At 63.3% G+C, this 17,588-nt stretch carries 19 protein-coding genes; 13 read left to right on the top strand and 6 right to left on the bottom strand.

Annotation, left to right across the window (positions count from 1 at the left end; genetic code table 11):
• The first annotated feature begins 21 nt into the window (after nt 1-21).
• From X727_RS152680 to X727_RS1000000168980, 9 genes are all read left to right on the top strand, one after another.
• Nucleotides 22-549 carry a flavin reductase gene (locus X727_RS152680; RefSeq protein WP_023834161.1) on the top strand — a complete coding sequence of 176 codons (528 nt, stop codon included), beginning with the start codon at nt 22-24 and terminating at the stop codon, nt 547-549.
• Nucleotides 546-1,475 (top strand): MoxR family ATPase, encoded by a 930-nt coding sequence (locus tag X727_RS152685; protein WP_023711480.1) that lies wholly within the window; start codon nt 546-548, stop codon nt 1,473-1,475. Before X727_RS152680 ends, X727_RS152685 begins: the two co-directional genes overlap by 4 nt.
• Nucleotides 1,476-1,479: 4 nt before the next feature.
• Nucleotides 1,480-2,745, top strand: coding sequence for a VWA domain-containing protein (locus X727_RS152690; protein ID WP_023834160.1), 1,266 nt, complete (start codon nt 1,480-1,482; stop codon nt 2,743-2,745).
• A 58-nt stretch (nt 2,746-2,803) separates the two neighbouring features.
• Entirely contained in the window at nt 2,804-3,142 is a 339-nt protein-coding gene (locus X727_RS152695) for an XdhC family protein (protein ID WP_023734542.1), read from the top strand.
• 2 nt (nt 3,143-3,144) lie between these two features.
• Entirely contained in the window at nt 3,145-3,849 is a 705-nt protein-coding gene (locus tag X727_RS152700) for an XdhC family protein (protein WP_023745984.1), read from the top strand.
• Nucleotides 3,846-5,456 (top strand): molybdopterin-binding/glycosyltransferase family 2 protein, encoded by a 1,611-nt coding sequence (locus tag X727_RS152705; RefSeq protein WP_023736529.1) that lies wholly within the window; start codon nt 3,846-3,848, stop codon nt 5,454-5,456. The genes X727_RS152700 and X727_RS152705 overlap by 4 nt, the downstream gene beginning before the upstream one ends.
• Before the next feature lie 185 nt (nt 5,457-5,641).
• Complete coding sequence (locus X727_RS152710; RefSeq protein ID WP_245260151.1) at nt 5,642-6,553, top strand: alpha/beta hydrolase; 912 nt, start codon at nt 5,642-5,644, stop codon at nt 6,551-6,553.
• Between the two features lie 74 nt (nt 6,554-6,627).
• Nucleotides 6,628-7,158, top strand: a complete 531-nt coding sequence (locus X727_RS1000000168985; protein ID WP_245265829.1) for an epoxide hydrolase — start codon at nt 6,628-6,630, stop codon at nt 7,156-7,158.
• Between the two features lie 123 nt (nt 7,159-7,281).
• Nucleotides 7,282-7,833: a hypothetical protein gene (locus tag X727_RS1000000168980; RefSeq protein WP_245274158.1), complete on the top strand. Its 552-nt coding sequence runs from the start codon at nt 7,282-7,284 to the stop codon at nt 7,831-7,833.
• Nucleotides 7,834-7,869: 36 nt separating this feature from the next.
• On the opposite strand, the gene X727_RS152715 is transcribed toward X727_RS1000000168980, so the two are convergent.
• A complete protein-coding gene (locus tag X727_RS152715; RefSeq protein ID WP_023690172.1) occupies nt 7,870-8,928 on the bottom strand; it encodes a DUF1176 domain-containing protein in 1,059 nt (352 codons plus the stop codon).
• 125 nt (nt 8,929-9,053) lie between these two features.
• Here X727_RS152715 and X727_RS152720 point away from each other — a divergent pair, with 125 nt between their 5' ends.
• Nucleotides 9,054-9,560, top strand: a complete 507-nt coding sequence (locus X727_RS152720) for a DUF1993 family protein (RefSeq protein WP_023690171.1) — start codon at nt 9,054-9,056, stop codon at nt 9,558-9,560.
• Nucleotides 9,561-9,618: 58 nt separating this feature from the next.
• Here the strand turns inward: X727_RS152720 and X727_RS1000000166345 are convergent, their stop codons facing one another.
• Nucleotides 9,619-9,783: a hypothetical protein gene (locus X727_RS1000000166345; protein ID WP_023706483.1), complete on the bottom strand. Its 165-nt coding sequence runs from the start codon at nt 9,781-9,783 to the stop codon at nt 9,619-9,621.
• 400 nt (nt 9,784-10,183) lie between these two features.
• Between X727_RS1000000166345 and X727_RS152725 the strand changes: the two genes are divergently transcribed.
• From X727_RS152725 to X727_RS152735, 3 genes are all read left to right on the top strand, one after another.
• Nucleotides 10,184-10,651 carry a hypothetical protein gene (locus X727_RS152725; protein WP_023745985.1) on the top strand — a complete coding sequence of 156 codons (468 nt, stop codon included), beginning with the start codon at nt 10,184-10,186 and terminating at the stop codon, nt 10,649-10,651.
• 495 nt (nt 10,652-11,146) lie between these two features.
• Nucleotides 11,147-12,214, top strand: coding sequence for an aldo/keto reductase (locus X727_RS152730; RefSeq protein ID WP_023834159.1), 1,068 nt, complete (start codon nt 11,147-11,149; stop codon nt 12,212-12,214).
• A 51-nt stretch (nt 12,215-12,265) separates the two neighbouring features.
• On the top strand, nt 12,266-13,528 hold the full coding sequence (locus X727_RS152735; RefSeq protein WP_023834158.1) for a cysteine desulfurase-like protein: 1,263 nt from the start codon (nt 12,266-12,268) through the stop codon (nt 13,526-13,528).
• Nucleotides 13,529-13,532: 4 nt separating this feature from the next.
• On the opposite strand, the gene X727_RS152740 is transcribed toward X727_RS152735, so the two are convergent.
• The 4 genes from X727_RS152740 to X727_RS152755 form a co-directional block, all read right to left on the bottom strand.
• Nucleotides 13,533-14,561 carry a histone deacetylase family protein gene (locus X727_RS152740; RefSeq protein ID WP_023739369.1) on the bottom strand — a complete coding sequence of 343 codons (1,029 nt, stop codon included), beginning with the start codon at nt 14,559-14,561 and terminating at the stop codon, nt 13,533-13,535.
• Entirely contained in the window at nt 14,558-15,070 is a 513-nt protein-coding gene (locus tag X727_RS152745) for a GNAT family N-acetyltransferase (RefSeq protein WP_023834157.1), read from the bottom strand. Before X727_RS152745 ends, X727_RS152740 begins: the two co-directional genes overlap by 4 nt.
• Nucleotides 15,071-15,274: 204 nt before the next feature.
• A complete protein-coding gene (locus X727_RS152750; protein ID WP_023739367.1) occupies nt 15,275-16,204 on the bottom strand; it encodes a 3-keto-5-aminohexanoate cleavage protein in 930 nt (309 codons plus the stop codon).
• A gap of 10 nt (nt 16,205-16,214) precedes the next feature.
• Nucleotides 16,215-17,588 (bottom strand): aspartate aminotransferase family protein, encoded by a 1,374-nt coding sequence (locus tag X727_RS152755; protein WP_023834156.1) that lies wholly within the window; start codon nt 17,586-17,588, stop codon nt 16,215-16,217.

The following is a 17,588-nucleotide window of genomic DNA, read 5'->3' as shown; positions in this document are numbered from 1 at the left end:
CCCGCTTATGGAAAATCATCGGTGTTGAAGTTGAACGACATAGGGCCTCAGGCCTATCGCGACGCGATGGCGCATTTTGCCGGCCACGTCCATGTGGTGACCACCGACGGGCCCGCCGGCAAACGCGGCACGACGGTGATTGCGGCCTGTTCGGTGTCGGACACGCCGCCGACGGTTCTCGTCTGTCTCAACCGCGAGAATGCCAAGAACGAGCTCTTCGTGCAAAACGGCCGGTTTGCGCTGAACACGCTGGCTTCGCACCAGCAGCCCCTATCGGTGGCGTTTTCAGGCCTGACCGGGCTGTCTGCCGATGAGCGTTTCGGGCTTGGCGAGTGGGATGTCATATCGACGGGCGCGCCTACCCTGAAGGGCGCTCTTGCGGTTTTCGACTGCGAATTGATGGACACCAAGGATCTCGCCACCCATCGTGTGCTTTTTGGCAAGGTGACAGGCCTGCGCATGGGCGATAATTTGCGGCCGCTGATCTACCACGCCCGCGACTACCACGTGCTGCAGAGCGGAGCAGAGGCGGCAACGGAGAAAGAATGACCGAGCTGAAACCGCGCCCCGCGCCGCGGACGATCGACGAAACGCTCGATCTCCTGACCGGCGCGGACTATGTCGCGGACCGCTCGCTCGCAACGGTGCTGTTCCTGTCGCTGCGCATGCAGCGGCCGCTCTTCCTCGAGGGCGAGGCCGGCGTCGGCAAGACCGAGATCGCCAAGGTGCTGGCGCAGGCACTCGGCCGCCGGCTGATCCGCCTGCAATGCTATGAAGGGCTCGACGTCTCGTCCGCTGTCTATGAGTGGAATTACGCCGCGCAGATGATAGAGATCCGCATGGAGGAGGCGGCAGGCTCGGTCGACCGCTCCGACATGGAGCGCAATGTCTTTTCCGAAAAATACCTGATCCGCCGGCCGGTGCTCGATGCGCTGACCGGCAAGGCGGGTGCGGCCCCGGTGTTCCTGATCGACGAGCTCGACCGCACCGACGAAGCCTTCGAGGCGTTCCTGCTCGAAATCCTGTCCGATTTCCAGGTGACGGTGCCCGAGCTTGGCACGATCAAGGCGGAGGAGCCGCCGATCGTCATCATCACCACCAACCGCACCCGCGAAATCCACGACGCGCTGAAGCGGCGCTGCCTCTATCACTGGGTCGATTATCCCAATGCCGAGCGCGAGCTGGAGATCGTGCGGCGCAAGGTGCCGCAGGCCAACAGCCGGCTTTCGGCCGAAGTGGTGTCGTTCATCCAGAAGCTGCGCCAAGTCGAACTATTCAAGGCGCCGGGCGTTGCCGAGACCATCGACTGGGCCGGCGCGCTGACCGAACTCGACAAGGTGGCGCTCGATCCCGAAACCGTCTCCGACACGATCGGCGTTTTGCTGAAATACCAGGACGACATTGCCCGCATCGGCGCGGGCGAGGGCCGGCGCATCCTCGATGAGGTCAAGGCCGAACTGGCGGCGGCGGAGTAGGGCAGTGAAGGCGCCGGGTGCTTACCCCAAAGAGACCGAACCCAGAGAGGCGACGGAAGACGGGCGCATCGCCGACAACATCGTCTATTTCGCCCGCACCTTGCGCAAATCCGGCATGCGGGTCGGGCCGGCTTCGGTCAAGGATGGGATCGAGGCGGTGCTGGCAGCCGGCATCGGTTCGCGCGACGATTTCTACTGGACGCTGCATGCCGTGCTGGTGTCGCGGCACGAGGATCACCCTGTTTTCGACGAAGCCTTCCGGCTGTTCTGGAAATCGCGCGAGCTGATCGAGAAACTTCTGGTGATGTTCTCGCCGGTGGCGCCCGACACCAGGGAGAAGCAAAAGCCGCGCGCGGCAGAAAACCGCGTCAGCCAGGCCATGTTCGAAGGCCACGAGAAGAATCGGCCGGTCAGGGAAATCCCGGAGATCGAAGTCGACGCCCGGCTAACCTTCTCCGGGAATGAAGTGCTGCGCGGCAAGGACTTTGCCCAGATGAATGCCGACGAGATGGCAGACGCCAAGAAGGCGATTGCCCGGCTGCGGCTGCCGTTCGACATGGTCCGTACCCGACGCTTCAAGGCAGACCTGCATGGCCGCCGTATCGATCCACGCGCCATGATGCGCTCGGCCGCGCGCACCGGCGGCGAACTGATCCTGCCGAAATTCCGCTCAGCCCGCGAAGTGCATCCGCCGCTGGTGGTTCTCGCCGATATCTCCGGTTCGATGAGCCAGTACACGCGCATCTTCCTGCACTTTCTGCATGCGCTGACCGAAAAACGGCGGCGCGTGCACACCTTCGTCTTCGGCACGCGGCTGACCAATCTCACGCGGCAGATGCGCCATCGCGACCCCGATGCCGCCCTTGCCGACTGCTCGGCGGCGGTGAAGGACTGGTCGGGCGGCACCCGCATCGGCGATACGCTGGCGGAGTTCAACAAGCACTGGTCACGCCGCGTGCTCGGGCAGGGTGCGGTGGTGCTGCTGATCACCGACGGGCTGGAGCGCGACGATGTCGCCGGCCTGTCGGAGGAGATGGATCGCCTGCACAAATCCTGCCGGCGGCTGATCTGGCTGAATCCCCTATTGCGCTTCGACGGTTTCGAGGCCCGCGCCCGCGGCGTCAGAGCGATGCTGCCTCATGTCGACGAGTTCCGCTCGGTACACAATCTCGATGCGCTGGCCGACCTCTGCGCCTCGCTGGACAAGAAATCCGCCGCTTCGGTCGATCCGCGTCGCTGGCTGGACGCTGGTGTCAGGCGCGCCGCATAGCCATATTGGATTCCGAAAACAGGCTCCCAGAGAAAAACAGACTTTGAGGCAAGCGATCATGGACAACAGCATCTATCTCGATGAGGCCCGCGACCCCTTGATCATCGCGGAAGGCTGGATGAAGGACGGCAAGGATGTCGCCATCGCCACTGTGGTCGAGACCTGGGGTTCGGCGCCGAGGCCGGTTGGCAGTCATCTGGTCATCGACGCCGAAGGCAATTTCCACGGCTCGGTCTCGGGCGGCTGCGTCGAGGGCGCCGTGGTAAGCGAGGCGATCGACGTCATCGATAGCGGCAAGGCCAAAATGCTGGAGTTCGGCGTTGCCGACGAAACCGCCTGGCAGGTCGGCCTGTCCTGCGGCGGCCGCATCAAGGTCTATGTGGAGCGGCTTGGTTAGGCATGGATCCCTACGCTCTCAAAACGCTCAATGCCGAACGCCGGGCCCGCCGCGCCGCGATCCTGGTCACCGATCTCGGCGACGGCCGCGACCGCATCGTGCGCGAAGGCGACCAGGTTGCCGGCGATCTCGGGCAAGCGATCGCCAAGGCATTTCGCACCGGCAATTCCGGTTCGGTCGAGGCTGAAGGGCGCACCTTCTTCCTCAACGCGCATTTGCCGCAGCCGCGCCTGGTGGTAGTCGGCGCCGTCCATATCAGTCAGGCGCTGGCGCCGATGGCCAGGATCGCCGGCTATCCCCTGGAGATCGTCGATCCGCGCACCGCCTTCGCCACCCCGGACCGTTTTCCCGATGTAGCACTCCATGCCGAATGGCCGGAGGATGTGCTGAAACGCCAGCCGCTCGACAGCTATACGGCGCTCGCCGCCGTAACCCATGATCCGAAGATCGACGATTTCGCACTGAAGGCCGCGCTCGACGCCAACTGTTTCTATGTCGGCGCACTCGGCAGCCGCAAAACACACGCCAGGCGCGTCGAGCGCCTGCTGGCGCTCGGCGCCAGCGCCGACCAGATCGCCCGCATCCACGCACCGATCGGTATCGACATTGGCGCGGCGAGCCCGGCCGAGATCGCCGTCGCCATCCTGGCGCAGACGATCCACGCCTTTCGCTCGCGCGGGCTGGAATCGAAAGGCGCTGCGGCGTGAGATTCGGTCCGGTTCCAATCGACAAGGCGCAAGGCGCGGTGCTGGCGCATGCCACGACGGCGGGCGAGCGGCGTTTCCGCAAGGCGCACAGGCTGAGCACGCAGGACGTGGCGGTGCTGAAGGCGGCCGGCATTACCGAGATCGTCGTGGCGGTGCTTGCCGCCGATGACCTCAGCGAGGATGCGGCGGCCGAAAAGATTGCTGCCAGCATGGCCCACCGCAACATAGAGGCAAAACCGGCCGCGACCGGCCGCGTCAACCTCCATGCCAAGGCCGCCGGTCTCTTCACCGTCGATGCCGCCATGATCGACGCCATCAATGCGGTCGACCCGACCATCACCATCGCCACGCTGGCGCAGCACGCGCCGGTTGAGCAGGGCCAGATGGTGGCGACGGTCAAGATCATCCCGTTCGCCGTTGCCTCGGCCCTTGTCGATGCGGTGACAAAGATCTGCGCCGGCGGCGAGATCTTCGCCGTCAACGCCTACCATCCGGTGCGCATCGGCGTCATCCAGACGGTGCTGCCCGGCATCAAGGCGAGCGTGCTCGACAAGACGCTACGCGTCACCGAAGCGCGGCTGGCACGCTCCGGCGGCCGGCTGACGACGGAGCGCCGCACGCCGCACGAAATTGCGCCCGTCGCCGAGGCCGCCGCCGCGCTGGCGCGCGACAACGACATGGTGGTGATCTTCGGCGCCTCGGCGATGAGCGATTTCAACGATGTCGTTCCGGCGGCGATCGAGGCAGCAGGTGGCACGGTGATCCGCGCGGGCATGCCCGTCGATCCCGGCAATCTGCTGGTGCTGGGCACGCTCGACGGCAAGCGCGTCATCGGCGCGCCCGGTTGCGCCCGCAGCCCCAAGGAGAACGGTTTCGATTGGGTGCTCGACAGGCTGATCGCCGGTCTCGACGTCACCGCCAAGGACATCGCCGGCATGGGCGTTGGCGGCCTCTTGATGGAAATCCCGACCCGGCCGCAGCCGCGCGAGCCGCTGCCGGCGAGAGCCGGGCTGAAGGTCGAGATCGTGCTTCTGGCCGCCGGTCGCTCCAGCCGCATGGGCGGGCCGAACAAGCTTCTGGCGCTGTTCGACGGCAAACCGCTGGTGCGCCGGACAGTCGAGCGCGCACTGGCCTCGAAGGCAACCAGCACCGTTGTCGTCACCGGCCACCAGCGTGAGCGGGTGCACCAAGCCTTGACCGGCCTCGACGTGATCTTCGCCGACAATCCGGATTTTGCCGACGGCCTTTCCTCGTCTCTAAAAGCCGGCATTGCCCGCGTTGGAGCCGAGGCGGCCGGCGCCATGATCGTCCTCGGCGACATGCCGGGTATCTCATCGGCCGATCTCGACCGGTTGATCGAGGCCTTCCGTAGGGACGGCGGCCGCTCAGTGGTGCGTGCCGCCCATGACGGCCGCCGCGGCAATCCGGTGCTGCTGCCACGCGCGCTGTTTGGAGGCATCGCTCACCTCGAGGGCGACACCGGCGCCCGCCATCTGGTCGAGGCCGAGGGACTGGATGTCATCGACGTCGAGATCGGCGACGGCGCGTCGATCGATGTCGACACCCGTGAGGCGCTGGAAGACGCCGGCGGCGTGCTGCAGGATTGACAAAGCGAAGCCGAAAAACGCATGCCTTTAGCATGGCTCTCTCTTTACTTGCCTCAGCGCTTCTACCCCCCTCTGGCCTGCCGGCCATCTCCCCCTCAAGGGGGGAGATCAGCAGCCTCGATGGCGGCGTCTATCCTGCAGCTTTGAAGATTGGCGGAAGGCGGCGTGATATCCAATCTCCCCCCTTGAGGGGGAGATGGCCGGCAGCCCAGAGGGGGGCGGCCGCGCTCCATAGCCTTCTGATTTCGCTCTTTTTCCTGTTCTCTGCCGCCCACGCCGACGCGCTCGAACTAAAACCCTACAAGGATGACCTCTTCGCCTATCCGGCGACGCTCTCGTCCACGGACAAAGGCGCCTACACCGTCATCGACTATCGCGAGATGCGCGACATCAACGACCGCGACGAAGTGCCGGAAAAGCGCGTGCATGCGCAGTATACCGACACCGGCGTGCGCAAGGTGCAGCAGGATTTGATGCTGAAAACCGATGCCGGGGATGTCAGGCATGTCGCTGTCGGCAAGACCGATGGCGCCGGCATCATCGTGCTTTACCTGCACGGGCAGGGCGGCAGCCGCAAGCAGGGTGTCGACGACTTCACCTTCGGCGGCAATTTCAACCGCATCAAGAACCTGATGGCCGGCAATGGCGGCCTTTATCTCTCACCCGATTTCACCGATTTCGGCGACAAGGGCGCGGCGCAGATCGCAGCCCTGATCGGCCACTATGCCGAGGCCTCGCCGGACGCGAAGATTTTCGTCGCCTGCGGCTCGATGGGTGGTGCGCTGTGCTGGAAACTTGCCGGCCGCGACGATACCGGACGGCGCATCAGCGGGCTGCTGCTGCTCGGCTCGCTATGGGATGACAGCTTCCTTTCGAGCCCGGCTTACAGGCGTCACGTGCCGGTGTTTTTCGGCCAGGGCAGCAAGGACCCGGTCTTTCCCGTGGAGAAACAGGAAGCCTTCTTCCGCTCCATCATTGCGAACTCGAAAGCCTATCCGACCCGGTTCGTCCGTTTTGAAACGGGCACCCACGGCACGCCGATCCGCATGGTGGACTGGCGCCAAACGTTGAACTGGATGCTGTCAAAAGCGCCCTGAGGCATATGGCCCAGAGGTGCCCGTTGGTTTTGGCGATCATGGTTCGGCCGATATCCTTACTGGGGTAGGCTGATATGATCCAACAGATCGGAAGCACAGCGATGGACGCTCACCCCTTCAAGATCCAAATTCCGAACGAACAACTTGAAGATCTCCAGCGCCGGCTTAGCGCAACACGATGGCCAATTCCGCTAAGCGAAGCGGGCTGGAGTGATGGGGCCGACCTGCCGTTCATCAAGCGCCTTGCGGATTACTGGCGAGACCGCTTCGACTGGAGAGTGCAAGAGGCGCGGCTGAACCGGCTGCCGCAATATCTGACGAGGCTGAACAACCTAGATGTCCACTTTGTCCACCAGCCAGGCAACGGACCGGCGCCGCTGCCGCTGATCATAACGCATGGCTGGCCCGGCTCGTTCATCGAAATGGAACACGTCATTCCATTGCTGGCAGACCCAGCTGCCCATGGTGGTGACCCGGCCGACGCTTTCCACGTGGTAGTTCCCTCCTTGCCCGGATACGGCTTTTCCCAGGCGCCGACGGAACCAGGCTTCCATTCCGGCCGCATCGCGGAGTTATGGGTACAGTTGATGCGGGGGCTCGGCTAAGACCGCTTCGCTTCCCAAGGAGGCGACATCGGGGCGGGCGTTTCCGCCTGGATGGCACGGCTCCATTCCGAAAGCGTGCTTGGCGTCCACGTCAATTACATTCCCGGGAGCTATCGGCCACCCTTGGGTGCAGGTCTGCCACCCGTCACCGTTGAGGAGCAGGCCTTTCTGGACAACGCCGCGGCCTGGACGGCAACGGAGGGCGCCTATGCCCATCTGCAGGGCACGAAGCCTCAGACGCTTGCTTATGCTCTGACAGACTCGCCGATCGGTCTCGCAGCCTGGATGATCGAGAAGTTCCGTAGCTGGAGCGATTGCGACGGTGACGTGGAGCGCACCTTCGGCATGGACACGCTCCTTACGGATGTTTCGCTCTATTGGTTCAGCAACGCGCTCACCTCGTCCTTGCGGCTCTACAAGGAGAATCGACTGTTCCCTCTTGCGTTCGAGACGCTGGAACGCGTTTCGCCGCCATTTGGGGTAGCGCTTTTCCCTCGCGAGTTGCCGATGCCGCCTCGATCCTGGGTGGCGCGGGTCTTTGACGTTCAGCGATGGACATCGATGCCGCGAGGCGGCCATTTCGCTGCGCTGGAGGAACCGAGTCTTCTGGTCGAAGACATTCGCGCCTTCTTCCGGCCGATGCGTTCCCGGCCTGAAACGAGAAGGCGAATGTGAAGGACTGCTTGAGCGCGGCGGTTCCTGCTAAGACCCCTACGGCGCGGTGTTGTAGTCGACCACCGTCTGCGGGTTCTCCTCGCCATCGTAAGACGCGTCCACATCATATTGGACGAGGGAGAAATCGCCGTTACGGAACAGGTATATCCCCTTGTCCGAGGCGTCGCCGATGCCGCGCCATTTGTTGAACGTGGTCAGCGTCTTGGCTTCTTCGTCATATTCGGAATTGGCCGCCCAGCCGGTTGTGCGGAAGCCGATGATATCCATGCCCAGCAGTTTGCCGTCGCTGTCATTGTTCTCGTAACGGATATCCATTTCGGGCTCGGTGAACTGCAACTGCCGCACGCCCGATACTTCGTCGGTCATGTAGTAGACCGAACTTGCGTTATAGGCTGCCGCTTGGCAGTAGAACTCGAAAAGCCGCGTTTCCTTGTCGGGATCGCTGGCAGCCGCGTCCTTTGCCTTGTATTTGATCGAAAAGATGTTCGGCTCCTCGCCGAGAAATTGCTTGTCACACTGATCGCCATAATCAGCGGCGAACAGTTTCTTCACGTGCTCGAGTGCGGTGTCCTTCTTCGGCGGCGGCGGCCCGTCACCACAGCTTGGCGGCAGCGCCCCCTCGAAATCGGCCTTGGATGGCTTCAGCGCGCCCTTGTCGATAAAGATCGGTCGGAACGGCGGGGCCTGGATCTGAGCGCTGACCTGGCGCAGCGTGTAGCAGCCGGCGAAAACTGCTTCCTTGCCGTCCTTGTCGGTGGCGCGGATGGCGACCGGAACGCTGTAATAGATGCTGCCGGCCGCACCTTCATCGGAAATGGCGCCGGTTTCGACGTCGACCTTGTCGGTGCCGTCATAGCCCTTGACGAAGGTATCAAAATCCTTTGCCGGCTTGGTATCGCCGTAGTAAGCCCAGGCGCGGGCGAATTCGTGCCGGTTGATGGCGCTGTAGAGCGAGCGGATGACGGCTGCGGCGTCCGACCTGTCATCGACGTAAGGGGCTTGGTCATCGGCTGCCGGTTCATCGTCGGCGAACACAGCCTGGCCGGATGCGGCAAGGGAGCAAAAGGCGGCCGCTGCCAGAAAGACGCGTCTCATCGGAGAATCTCCACCACGAAAGGAGTCTATCATAGAGATTGCGGCGACGTGGTGACGCTTGAAAAATCCTCCGGGAAGGCGCTACGTCCCGCCGTCGGCGCTTCAGCCGCAATGGAGATTTGAACGTGACACTATCGATGTATGAAGCCTCGGTGCCGGTGTTTTCGGCCAGGCTGAAGGCGCTGTCCGGCGTGCTGTCGGCGGCCGAACAGAATGCAACCGAGCGCAAGATCGACCCGCAGGTGTTTTTGACCGCGAGGTTGGCGCCCGACATGTACGCGCTGGTCAGGCAGGTGCAGGTCGCCACCGACCACGCCAAGGGCGCGCCATCACGGCTGGCCCGTCGCGAGGTGCCGAAATACGAAGACAATGAAGCGACCTTCGCCGAGTTGCAGGCGCGCCTGACCAAGACGCTCGATCTGCTGGCGTCATTCTCAGCCGCCGAATTCGAGGGTTCGGATGAAAGGGTGGTCGAACTGAAGTTTGGCCAGCGCGAAGCCTCGATGCCAGGCATGCAGTATCTGCTGCATGTCGCCATGCCCAACTTCTATTTCCACGTGACCACGGCTTACGACATCCTGCGCCACAATGGCGTGCCGCTGACCAAGGGTGCCTATCTCGGGAATCGTTGACGAATTCGGCATTCCGAGGTTTCCCGGTCGCTGCCGGGAAACCTCGTCTCGCGCTGGTTCAGCGCACGGACATTTCGCGGGCTATGCGCGGGAAGTCGGCCGGCTTGATGCCGATGTCGGCGCGGTCGGCATTGCTCATCGAATGCAGCAACGCCAGTGCGGAACGATAACGCAGATGCTCCTGCGGACGCGGACGGGCAAACATTTCAGTGAAGAACCCCATGATTCGGCCCCTTGTTGATCCTCCACGGCGCCGAGTATAGGAAAATTGTGAAGATTGTGCAGTGCAGCATTTGCATGGCAGCCATTCCAAGCGAATTTTTTTCGGCACAATTGCCGCGTGCGCTGAAACTTGTGGCGCATCCCCACCGTATGCATAGACGCTGGCACATGGCCGGCTTTTCCTCGCCACTCCTGGCGAATTTCCGGACTGCATGCAAATGCAGTCCGGCTTTTTGTTGAGCTGCACCATCAACCGGTCGCGCAAGCCCGGCGAACGCCTAAACTGGTTAAGATCAGTGGCATTCATTTTTAACGAGCCGGTTCTATGGTGCGACCGGCTCTGTTCGCATGCGCAAAACGAGGGGGAGGCTGACATCGGCGCCAAGCGGGATTTCGCTTCCTTGCTCGACGATCTGTTCGTCGCCTCCGACAAGGACGAGGCTGGCGGGGAGACAGGCGCGCGGCCGTCGATCCCGTTCGACTATCTCTCCGTGGCCGACGAGCTTCATTCCGGCCGCATCAAGGTCTCCGGCGAAACCTTCACGGCCGAGTATCGCGAAGCGGGGTCCGATCTTGCCGCCGAATTCGCAGCCCTTCTCGACCAGGCCAAGCTGGCACTGGCCGGCGAGGAAGCAAAGCCCGAGGAGAAGCTGCCACCGATCGATCCTGACGCAATCGCGGTCGAACTCGGCCTCGATCATCCCGTCAAGAACGCCGATCTCGGCCGCATGCGCCGCAGCTTCGCTTTCGCCAACCATCCCGACCGTGTCGCGCCGCATCTGCGCCAGCGCGCCATGATCCGCATGCAGGTGGCCAACATGTTGATCGACGAAGCCAAGCGGCGGGCTTTGGCTGGGGCACGCCGTTAGAGCACTCTCACAATTCACGCAAAGGTTGGAGCCGAGTAGTGTATCAGCCTGGTCGATGAAAGAGCGTTGCGAGAAGATGGACGCGCGTTGCGCCAAAGCCGGAAAAGCGCGGACCTTGCAAAAAAAGCGACTGGGATGAGCACTGTACTCAAAACGATCTATCGAGATGATCGGCTTGCACGGGCCAATATCGTCAGATTTGAAGTAGGTGAAGCTTCTTATTACACGTTCCGTGAGGACGCTTGGTACGAAGGCGAACACGGTCTCGACGAGAGATATGCTTACTGGGCACCCTCCGAAAACAGCTTCGGAGGAGGATTTTACGAGACCGCTGAGGCGGCTGAGAGTGAATGCCGTGCGACTATCCCGTGGCTCAGGAATTCAAACTGAGGCACCACCCGGAGCCGGCAGGGGGTTGGAGAAGCCGCAGCCTTTGCTTTATGCTGGAATCTCCTCCCCGCGCCGTCCGCGCAAACCTCCCGCCGGAGAAACCCCATGCACAAACGCCGTCTCGGTCGGACCGATCTTCTTGTTACCCAGATCTGCCTGGGGTCGATGACCTGGGGCGAGCAGAACACCGAGGCCGAAGGCCATGCGCAGATGGATCTGGCCTTTGAGCGCGGGGTCAATTTCATCGACACGGCCGAGCTCTACCCGATACCGCCCAAGGAGGAGACGCAGGGGCGGACGGAGAAGTTCATCGGCAGCTGGATGAAGGCCAAGGGCAATCGCGACAAGGTCATCCTGGCCTCGAAAGTGGTCGGCCGCACCGCCAACCGCTGGTTTCGTGGCGACCGGCCGTCAAAACTGGTGCGCGCCGACATCTTTGACGCCATCGACAAATCGCTGGCCAAGCTCGGCACCGACTATCTCGACCTCTACCAGATCCACTGGCCGGAGCGCGACATCCCCTGGGGCGCCAACCCGACCCGCGTGGGTGCTGTGCCGCGCCGTGCCGATGCCGTTGGCGCGCCGCCCGGCGAGACGCCGATCGCCGAGACACTCGCCGTCTTCGAGGAGCTCGTGAAGGCGGGAAAGATCCGCCATCTCGGCCTGTCGAACGAAAGCTCCTGGGGCGTCATGCGCTTCATCGCCGAGGCCGACAAGGGCGTCGGCCCGCGCGTCGTTTCGCTGCAGAACGCCTACAATCTGGTCAACCGCACGTTCGAGGTGAACCTCGCCGAGGCCTGCGAACGCGAGGATGTCGGCTTTCTCGCGTATTCGCCGCTGGCGCAGGGCTATCTCACCGGCAAATACGACCATGGCGCACGGCCGCAGGGTTCGCGCTCGCAGCTGTTCAACCGCGGCCAGCGCTACGAGACGCCAAATGCGGCGGAGGCGCAGCTCGCATACAATAAACTGGCGCGTTCCTTCGGCCTTGAACCGGCGCTGTTTGCCAACGCCTATGTCGCCAGCCGGCCTTTCGTCACTTCCAGCATCATCGGCGCGACGACGATTGCCCAGCTTGAGATGGCGCTGTCGTCAGCCGACGTGACCTGGACCGACGAGATGCAGAAGGGCGTGGATGCGATCCACCAGCGCGTCGGCAATCCGTGCCCATAAGCAGACCATTTGGCCGGAATTGCCGAGCAAAGACAAGGGGAAGGGACAGCCATGGATTTTCCGATCGAGACCGTCAGGGGAAAATTTCCGGCGCTGGACCTGACCGACAAGGGCCGCCGGCGCATCTATCTCGACAATCCGGCCGGCACGCAGGTGCCGCAAGCGGTTGCCGACGCGGTGGCGCGCTGTCTCCTCACCACCAACGCCAATCTCGGCGGCTATTTCGAAACCACGCTTGCCGCGCAAAAGGTGTTCGACGACGCCCATGCGGCGATGGCCGATTTCCTGGGTGCAGCGAGCGCGGAGGAAATAATCATCGGCGCCAACATGACGACGCTGACCTATCACATGTCGCGCACGCTCGGCCGCGGCTTCAAGCCGGGCGACGAGATCATCGTCACCCGCATGGATCATGAGGGCAACGTCTCGCCCTGGCTGCAGCTGGCCGAAGATCTTGGCCTCGTCGTGCGCTTCCTGCCCTTCGACGAAAAGAGCTGGCAGGTCGAGGAGGCGGCGCTCAGCGCTCTGCTCACCGACAAGACTCGGCTCGTGGCGCTGAACTATGCCTCGAACCTCACCGGCTCGATCAACCGGGTCAAGGCGCTGACGCGAATTGCCAAACAGGCCGGGGCGCTGGTCTATGTCGATGCCGTCCAGTTCGCGCCGCACGGGCTGGTCGACGTGCAGGATCTCGGCTGCGACTTCCTGATCTGCTCGGCCTACAAATTTTTCGGCCCGCATATGGGCATATTGTGGGGACGCCGCGACATCATCGATGCGCTGCAACCCTACAAATGCCGTTGCTCTTCCAATGGCCTGCCGGAGCGCTTCGAACTCGGCACGCCGCAGATCGAACTGATGGCCGGACTTACCGCAGCGGTCGATTACTTCGCCGAACTCGGTGCTGCGGCCGGCGAGGGCGGTTCGCGAAGGCAAAAGATCGCAAAGGCATACGAAGTGTCGATCGCCTACGAAAACCCGCTGGCGCTGAGGCTGATCGATGGGCTGTCCGCCATTGAGGGCCTGACCATCCGCGGCATCACAGATCAGAAGCGTGTCATTGAGCGCGTGCCGACCGTGTCCTTCACCGTCGACGGCATCGTGCCAGAGACGATCGTGCGGCAGATGAATGCCGAGAACATTTTTCTATGGTCGGGTCACAACTACGCCTGGGAGATCGTCCACCATCTCGGCATTCCGGCCGAGCAGGGAGTCGTGCGCATCGGTATTGCGCACTACAACACGGCGGCAGAGATCGACGAGACGTTGGAAAGCGTGCACCGGGTGATCGCCATGCTGAGGCAGCAGCGCTAGTCAGCTATCGCTGTTTGCCGCCGAAACCGGTGAGGAACGCCGTGAGATTGTCGCCGAGCGCGTCGCAGAGATAGCCGCCTTCCTGGACGATAACCGTCGGCAGGCCAAGCTTGGCAATTGCCTCGCCGATCCGCGAGAAACCGGGCGTGGTCACCGAAAGCCCGCCGAACGGATCGCCCTCGAACGGATCGAGACCGAGCGCCACGACCAGCGCGTCCGGCGAAAAGGCGCGGATACGCTGGAACGCCACTTCGAGGGCCTCCAGAAACGCCGCGTCGGCTGATTTGCGCGGCAATGGCAGGTTGAAATTATAGCCGAGGCCCGGACCTTCGCCGCGCTCATCGGCATGGCCCCAGAAGAACGGATAGAAGCGCACCGGATCGGCGTGCAGCGACACCGTCAGGACGTCGGAACGCGTATAAAAGATGCCTTGCGTGCCGTTGCCGTGATGCAGGTCGACATCGAGGATCGCCACCCGCGCCGCCTGCTTGCGCAACACCTGGGCTGCGACCGCCGAATTGTTGATGAAGCAGAAGCCACCGGCGACATCGGCAAAGGCGTGGTGGCCGGGCGGCCGGCAGAGCGCATAAGCGGCAGGCGCGCCCGATATCACCGCTTCGGCTGCCTCGACTGCACTCCAGGCGCTCCACAGCGCGCTTTGCCAGGTTTCGGCGGAGATCGGGCAAGCGGTGTCGGCCATGTGGTAGCCGGCCTGGCCGACCGCCGAGGCCGGATAGGACCCTGTGCGGGCCAGTGGATGGATGTTGGGCATGACTTCCGCGGATGCGCCCTCGATGCGCTGCCAGCGCGCAAAAATGTGTTCGAGGAAGGCGAGATACTCCGGCGTATGCACGGCCGCCACCGGGCCTAGGCCATGTTCCCTGGGCCGCTCGATCATCAATCCGGCGGATTTCGCGCCGGCTAACAATCGCTCTACCCGCTCCGGCTGTTCGGGATTGGGCTGCGGCGCACCGCTGGACAGAAAGGCCTTCGGGTCGTGGCGTTTCTGCTCCTCGGCAAAGAAGGCTTTCATTCCGCGTCCCCATCCTGCGCTGCATCGGCAAAGGCGAAAAAGGCATCGCCAACAATCTTCTGCGTCTGCTCGTAGCTCGACCAGGCGATGCCCAGCCGCTCATAAAAAGCCTTGGCGCCGTCATTGTCGGTGTCGACGGACAGCCTGAGATAGGCGCCGCCATCCCGGCGGCAGTCGCGCGCGACCCGGCGCAGCAGTCTTTCGCCGATCTTGCGGCCGCGAAACCGGTCCTCGACATAGAGGTCCTGGATATAGACGCCGGGCCGCCCCATCCATGTCGAGAAGATCGGGAAATGCAGGCAGAGCCCCGCAAAATCGCCGCCGATCTCGGCGATCAGGGTGGAGAAGGCGGGTTTGTCGCCAAAGCCGTAGCGGCGGAGATCGCCTGCGGTGGACGTGATCTCCTGATGCGCGCCGATATGGGTGCCAAGCTTGAGCAACGCGGCGTGGATGGTGTCGACGTCGTCGATGGTGCCGGAGCGGAGGGTGACTTTAGGCGAGGCAGTCACTGGAGGTATGATGCCAAGGCACCCCCCTCCGGCCTGCCGGCCATCTCCCCCTCAAGGGGGGAGATCAGCAGTTTCTGCGCTGCCGTCCATCCTGCAACTTTGGAAGTTTGCGAAGGCCGTGGCGACATCCAATCTCCCCCCTTGAGGGGGAGATGTCCGGCAGGACAGAGGGGGGTGCGACTGGGCGCCGCCATCTCAATCATCTCAAAACGCCACCCGGTCCCCACCCTTCAGCGCCAGCATCTCCCGCGCCTCCGCCGGTGTGGCCACCTCCAGCGACAGGCCATCGAGAATGCCACGTATCCTGCGCACCTGATCGGCATTGGATTTCGCCAGCTGGCGGCCATCATAGAGACTGTCCTCCAGCCCGACGCGGACATTGCCGCCCATCGCCGCCGCGATCGAGATCAATGGCATCTGGTTGCGGCCTGCTGCCAGGACCGAGAACTGGTAGCTGTCGCCGAACAGCTTGTCGGCGATGCGCTTCATATGGATGAGATTGTCGGGATCGGCGCCGATGCCGCCGAGAATGCCGATCACGAACTGGATGAACAGCGGCCCCGACACCAGCCCGCGGTCGCGAAAATGCGCCAGCGAATAGAGATGGCCGACATCGTAGCATTCGAACTCAAAGCGCGTGCCGCAGCCCTTGCCGAGCTTTTCGAGCACGCCTTCCATATCGGCAAAGGTGTTCTTGAAGATGGTGTCGCGCGTGGCTTCGAGCAGCTTTGGTTCCCACTCGTGCTGCCACTCCCTTGGCTTGTCGAGCATCGGGAACAGCGCGAAATTCATCGAGCCCATGTTGAGCGAGCACATTTCCGGCTCGGCCCGCAGTGGTGCCGCCAGCCGCTGGTCGAGCGTCATCAGCGACGAACCGCCGGTGGTGATGTTGATCACCGCATCGGTCGCTTGCTTGATGCGCGGCAGGAACTGCATGAACACCTCAGGATCGGCGGTCGGCCGGCCGTCTTTGGGATCGCGGGCGTGGAGATGCAGGATTGAGGCGCCAGCCTCGGCCGCCGCGATGGCGTCGGTCGCGATCTGGTCCGGCGTCACCGGCAGATAGGGCGACATGGACGGGGTGTGCACCGAGCCAGTGACCGCGCAGGTGATGATGACTTTCCTCGGCGCCATTCTTTAGCCCTCAGCCTTCGACCGGCAGGTCGAGTTCGGCGGCCAGAACTTCCAGCGAATCGCCGATGATGGAAATGATCTCGCCGACCTCTTCAGCCGTGACGATCATCGGCGGCGCCACCATGAAATTGTCGCCGTCGACACCGCCCTTGACCCTGCGGCCGTAGATGATCAGCCCGCGCTCGTAGGCGAGGTCGAGCAGGCGCTGCGTGGCTTTCTTGCCCTGTTCGATCGGCCGTAGAGTTTCGGGATCGGCAACCATCTCGGCGCCGGTGAGCAGGCCTTTGCCTCGGACATCGGCGATGAACGGAAAACGCTTCGCCAGCCCTTTCAGCCCGTCCATCAGCACGTCGCCCATCGCGGCGGCATTGGCGATCAGGTCGAGGCGGTCCATCTCGCCGAGCACGGCGAGCCCGGCCGCGCAGGCGAGCGGATTGCCAGCATAGGTGTGGCCATGCTGGAAGCCGCCCGACGCCAGCAGCGGCTCGACCAGCCGCATCGGGGCGGCCAGCGCGCCGAGCGGCGCATAGCCGGAGCCAAGCCCCTTCGACAGCGCGACGATGTCGGGCTTGCAGTTCCAATGGTCGCCGCCAAGGAATTTTCCGGTGCGGCCGGCGCCGCTCATCACTTCATCATGGATGAGCAGGATGCCGTAGCGGTCGCAGATCTCGCCTATACGCGGATAATAGCTGTCCGGTGCGACGAGGGCCGAAGTCGCCGCACCGCCGATCGGCTCCATGATGAAGGCGAGCACGCTGTCCGGACCCTCGGCCTGGATCTTCTCCTCCAGCATGTCGGCATAGCGGACGCCGCGCTGCTCCATCGAAAGATTGTCGCGGTCGCGCCATGCCGTCGGCGCCGGCACGGTCGGCATCACCCGCATCATCGGTGTGAACGTTTCGGCCAGCGCATCGTCGCCGGTTATCGAAAGCGAACCCAGCGTGCCGCCATGATAGGAGGGAAAACGCGTGATAACCTTCCAGCGCTTCGGCTGGCCGGTCGCGACCGCCCATTGCCGCGCCAGCTTGATGCAGGATTCCGTCGCCTCCGAACCGCCGGAGACGAAGAAGATTCGGTCCATGCCCTCCGGCAGTTTGCCGGCGAGTTCCCGCGCCAGTTCTTCCGCCGGTTCGTTCTCGAAATGCAGCCGGTAGGCGAAGGTGGCGCGGTCCATCTGCCGCTTCATGGCGTCGAGCACGTTGCGGTTGGAATGGCCGATATTGGCGACCATCGGCCCGCTCGATCCGTCGATGAAGCGGCGGCCGTCCTGCGTCCACATATAGATGCCTTCGGCGCGGTCGATCAGCGGCCGGCGCAGGCTGGAGAGGTAGAACAGGTGCGATGGCGCGCGCGTTTCTGAACCAGTTGATGAGGGCTTCTGCAT

The sequence above is a fragment of the Mesorhizobium sp. L103C105A0 genome (assembly GCF_000502215.1).
GTDB lineage: Bacteria > Pseudomonadota > Alphaproteobacteria > Rhizobiales > Rhizobiaceae > Mesorhizobium.
The sequence above is the reverse complement of the archived record's forward strand: the minus strand, read 5'-3'. Positions and strand labels throughout refer to the sequence as shown.

Excerpts from the sequence above, each read along its gene's own strand:
- X727_RS152700 (WP_023745984.1), top strand. The coding sequence starts at position 3,145 with ATGGATCCCTACGCTCTCAAAACGCTCAATGCCGAACGCCGGGCCCGC.
- X727_RS152730 (WP_023834159.1), top strand. The coding sequence starts at position 11,147 with ATGCACAAACGCCGTCTCGGTCGGACCGATCTTCTTGTTACCCAGATC.
- X727_RS152695 (WP_023734542.1), top strand. The coding sequence starts at position 2,804 with ATGGACAACAGCATCTATCTCGATGAGGCCCGCGACCCCTTGATCATC.
- X727_RS152740 (WP_023739369.1), bottom strand. The coding sequence starts at position 14,561 with ATGAAAGCCTTCTTTGCCGAGGAGCAGAAACGCCACGACCCGAAGGCC.
- X727_RS152735 (WP_023834158.1), top strand. The coding sequence starts at position 12,266 with ATGGATTTTCCGATCGAGACCGTCAGGGGAAAATTTCCGGCGCTGGAC.
- X727_RS1000000166345 (WP_023706483.1), bottom strand. The coding sequence starts at position 9,783 with ATGGGGTTCTTCACTGAAATGTTTGCCCGTCCGCGTCCGCAGGAGCAT.
- X727_RS152750 (WP_023739367.1), bottom strand. The coding sequence starts at position 16,204 with ATGGCGCCGAGGAAAGTCATCATCACCTGCGCGGTCACTGGCTCGGTG.
- X727_RS1000000168985 (WP_245265829.1), top strand. The coding sequence starts at position 6,628 with ATGATCCAACAGATCGGAAGCACAGCGATGGACGCTCACCCCTTCAAG.
- X727_RS152755 (WP_023834156.1), bottom strand. The coding sequence starts at position 17,588 with ATGCAGAAGCCCTCATCAACTGGTTCAGAAACGCGCGCGCCATCGCAC.
- X727_RS152715 (WP_023690172.1), bottom strand. The coding sequence starts at position 8,928 with ATGAGACGCGTCTTTCTGGCAGCGGCCGCCTTTTGCTCCCTTGCCGCA.
- X727_RS152685 (WP_023711480.1), top strand. The coding sequence starts at position 546 with ATGACCGAGCTGAAACCGCGCCCCGCGCCGCGGACGATCGACGAAACG.